This is a genomic window from Methanotorris formicicus Mc-S-70 (assembly GCF_000243455.1).
Classification (GTDB): Archaea; AGJL01; Methanococci; order Methanococcales; family Methanococcaceae; genus Methanotorris; species Methanotorris formicicus.
The window spans coordinates 1-3,830 of sequence record NZ_AGJL01000086.1; the positions used below are offsets into that span (position 1 = coordinate 1).

Consider the following 3,830-nt stretch of genomic DNA (forward strand, 5'->3'; position numbering starts at 1 on the left):
CATAATATATTAACACTAATTAAAGTATTAATATTAAAACATATAATACCGAATAAATCTACCAATTCAATTATTCGACAACCTCGAGACAATAGTAAATTTTAAATTTAAGTTTTATATTTAATTATTTTGAAGTTATTTTGGTGTTTTCTTATACATAAAAATTATTTTATTTTTTGATGGTTTAACATTTTTATTGAGGTATAATTATGTTCGTTCCAGCACACATCACAGGCTTTTTTAGAATATTCAAAGATAAGGATTTTTTAAAAACAGGTTCCACAGGAGCGGGAATTACACTAAACAAAGGTGTTTACACAACGATTAAAGTTGGAAATGGAAACATATACTTCAATGACAAAAAAATTAACCTAAGTCCTACAAGAGAGGTTATGAACTACTTTAATGTTGGTTCTTATGATGTTATACACTCTTCAGATTTTCCCCTTGGCAGTGGATTGGGAACATCTGGAAGTTGTGCCTTAGGAACAGCGTATGAGATATTTAAAACAATAGGTATATACAGGTGGAGTAATAACTATAATAATGAACCTGTAAAAGCAGCCCACATCGCTGAGGTTAAATGCGGTACTGGGTTGGGGGATGTTATTGCCCAGCATACAAAAGGATTTGTAATAAGAAAAAGTCCTGGATTTCCAATTAATGTTGAGAAGGTTAAGGTTGATAATAACCACTACGTTGTTGTTGAGATTTTGGGAGAAAAGGAGACAAAAAATATCATAAACAACCAACAATGGGTAGAAAAAATAAACAAAACTTCTGATAAGTTACTAATAAAACTTCTAAAAAACCCTACCTTAAAGAACTTTATGGATTTATCCTTCTACTTTGCAGAAACCACTGGACTAATATCTGATGAGATATTAGAAATCTGCAGAGATTTAAAATTTACAGTAGGGGCTTCTCAGGCAATGTTGGGGAATACGTTGTTTTGTATTTGCAAAAAAGAGGATTTAAATGATGTTTTATCAATCCTAAAAAATCCAATTGTATGTAAAATATATATGTAAATATTTATTTATGGCACAAATTTCGCAAACGATTTATAATTTAAAGGAGGTGGAGGATATGTTCTTAGAAAATGTAAAGACGGTAATCCTACTTGCAATATTAACTGGCTTATTGTATGGAATATGTTATTTATTACATATCCCTCCAGTAATTGCCATAATTCTCGCATTAATTCCTAACCTAATTGCCTACTTATATTGTGATAAGTTTGTGTTGTGGGGTTATAATGCAAGAATTATTGATGAGCATGAATTGCCTCAATTACACAGAATGGTTGAAAAAATTGCAATAAAGGCAGGAATCCCAAAACCAAGGATTGCAATAATTGAAACTCCAACACCAAATGCATTTGCAACTGGAAGAGATCCAAAAAATGCAGTTGTTGCAGTTACCACTGGAATATTGAACCTCCTATCCCCCGAGGAATTAGAAGGGGTTATAGCACACGAAATTGGGCATATCCTCCATAGGGATATTTTAATAAGTTCCCTTGTTGCTACTCTCGCAGGGGCAATTATGTATATTGCAGATTGGCTTCATTTGAGTCTTTTATTTGGATTTGAAAGGGAAGAGGAGGAAAATCCTCTCTCACTGGTGGCAACATTGGCATTCTTAGTACTTGCTCCAATAGCGGCAACCATAATACAGTTAGCAATATCAAGGCAGAGGGAGTTTTACGCTGATGAAGAAGGAGGTAAGCTGTCTAATCCAATATACTTAGCAAATGCATTGGCAAAGTTGGAGAATGGAGTTTCAGTATATCCAATGGAGAGGGGAAGTCCATCAACTGCACATATGTTTATTGTAAATCCATTTAAAGGAGAGGTAATAGCAAAACTATTCTCAACCCACCCACCAACAGAGGAGAGGATAAAGAGGCTCTTGGAATTAGCAAGAAGGATGGGAATACATACAGCAATTAAATACTAAATTTATAAAAATAAAAAATATAAAAACAAAATCTTATCACATATGCAAATTATTATATAATATTTTGAGGGAAAATCATGGAAATTGGGCTCACAATAATGGCTGAGAACAAAATAGGAGTGCTGCATAAACTTACTGGCATTATTTTAGAGTTCAATGGAAATATAACATATACGCAACAGTTCATAAAAGATGACGATACTGGATTAATATATATGGAGATTGAAGGAATTGGGGATAAAGAAGGACTTTTAAAAAAGATAAAGGAGTGTAATTTTGTTAAAAATGTGGAAATACATAAAACCCTAAAAATGATTTACGGTAAAAGAGTGATAATCGTTGGTGGAGGAGCACAGGTAGCACAAGTTGCACAAGGGGCTATAAGCGAGGCGGATAGGCACAACATAAGGGGAGAAAGAATAAGTGTGGATACTATGCCAATTGTGGGTGAGGGAAATTTAAGTGATGCAGTTCTTGCAGTTGAAAAACTACCGAGGGCTGCAATTTTAGTACTTGCTGGCTCGTTGATGGGTGGTGAGATAACAAAGGCAGTTGAGGAGTTAAAGAAAAAAACAGGCATTCCAGTGATTAGTTTGAAGATGTTTGGAAGTGCACCTAAAGTTGCTGATTTAATTGTGAGTGACCCTGTTCAGGCCGGGGTTTTGGCAGTTATGGCTATAGCAGATACTGCAAAATTTGATATAAATAAAGTTAGAGGGAGAGTCCTGTAAGTAAATAAAAGTAGAAAAAAGTATTTATGTATAATCTTGTGTGAAATTGCCAAACCATTTGTTGTACAACTTCATATATACACCATTTTTCTCCATTTCAAATAATGCTGCGTTAATGGCATCAAGAAGGGCTTTGTTATCTTTATTTATTACTATTCCATAATATTCACTTGTCAATCTACGGCCAACTTTTTTGAAGGGGGATTTTTCTTTTGTAAAACCTTTAACTAAAATTTCATCGTATATTATGGCATCTATACTCCCATTTTTTAAATCATTAAACATTTTATCTGCATTTTTATATCCAACAATAGTTAAGGGGGCGCTTTTTGAAATAGATATTGCTATATCTTCGCATGTTGTACCCTCTAAAACCCCAATCTTTTTGCTTTTCAAATCAGCACCATTGTTTATTTGACTGTCATTTCTTACAATAATAACTTGTCCTGTTTCAAAGTAAGGTCTTGAGAATGAAACTTCCTGCTTTCTTTTTTGAGTTATTGTTATAGCGGACACTGCACAATCTATTTCATTTGCTTTTATTGACGGTATTAACATATGAAAATAATATCTTTTAAACTCTGGCTTTAATCCTAAGTACTTAGAAATTTCGGTTATTAACTCAATATCAAAACCTGTTAATTTTCCATCCTTTTCAAATACAAACGGAGGAGCATTGCTATTTATAACCCCTATTGTTAGAACTCCGGGTTTTATTGTCTTAATCTCTCTTTCATGTGGGTTATTTTCCAAACATCCGCATATCACAACAAATAATATTAGCATTAAACAAAAATTCCGTTTCATTGCAATCCCTTTAACTTACTTTAATAAAATCGCCAGATTTCTCATAAAATCCTATATATTCGATATTATAAAAATGTTGCTAATATACTCATAATTCTGCATATATAAAAACCGTTAAATTAATATATTAAAACCACATAAAATGAAGCCACCTAAGGATTTAGAAATAGAATAATAATACAAACATTTCTAAAGCGATAAAACTTAGTAACAGGAGGCCGACCTCCTGTAAGGGTATGTGGCTGAAAAGCCGAACCCATAAACAGAGATGGAAGAAAACACAAAGCATGAGGGATACAGATGGGAGTTTATAAATACATTAGAGATGCA

General features: G+C 33.1%; 4 protein-coding genes. 3 read left to right on the plus strand and 1 reads right to left on the minus strand.

The annotated features are described in order from the left end of the window. The first annotated feature begins 209 nt into the window (after positions 1 to 209). From METFODRAFT_RS09275 to METFODRAFT_RS09285, 3 genes are all read left to right on the plus strand, one after another. On the plus strand, positions 210 to 1,031 hold the full coding sequence (locus tag METFODRAFT_RS09275; RefSeq protein ID WP_007045358.1) for a pantoate kinase: 822 nt from the start codon (positions 210 to 212) through the stop codon (positions 1,029 to 1,031). A 58-nt stretch (positions 1,032 to 1,089) separates the two neighbouring features. Continuing rightward, positions 1,090 to 1,962: a zinc metalloprotease HtpX gene (locus METFODRAFT_RS09280; protein ID WP_007045359.1), complete on the plus strand. Its 873-nt coding sequence runs from the start codon at positions 1,090 to 1,092 to the stop codon at positions 1,960 to 1,962. 77 nt (positions 1,963 to 2,039) lie between these two features. Next, positions 2,040 to 2,693 (plus strand): DUF5612 domain-containing protein, encoded by a 654-nt coding sequence (locus tag METFODRAFT_RS09285; protein ID WP_007045360.1) that lies wholly within the window; start codon positions 2,040 to 2,042, stop codon positions 2,691 to 2,693. Positions 2,694 to 2,717: 24 nt separating this feature from the next. Here the strand turns inward: METFODRAFT_RS09285 and METFODRAFT_RS09290 are convergent, their stop codons facing one another. After that, complete coding sequence (locus METFODRAFT_RS09290; RefSeq protein ID WP_007045361.1) at positions 2,718 to 3,500, minus strand: ABC transporter substrate-binding protein; 783 nt, start codon at positions 3,498 to 3,500, stop codon at positions 2,718 to 2,720. Positions 3,501 to 3,830: the final 330 nt, after the last annotated feature.

Coding starts and splice junctions, on each gene's coding strand:
- METFODRAFT_RS09290 (WP_007045361.1), bottom strand. CDS start 3,500: ATGAAACGGAATTTTTGTTTAATGCTAATATTATTTGTTGTGATATGC.
- METFODRAFT_RS09285 (WP_007045360.1), top strand. CDS start 2,040: ATGGAAATTGGGCTCACAATAATGGCTGAGAACAAAATAGGAGTGCTG.
- METFODRAFT_RS09280 (WP_007045359.1), top strand. CDS start 1,090: ATGTTCTTAGAAAATGTAAAGACGGTAATCCTACTTGCAATATTAACT.
- METFODRAFT_RS09275 (WP_007045358.1), top strand. CDS start 210: ATGTTCGTTCCAGCACACATCACAGGCTTTTTTAGAATATTCAAAGAT.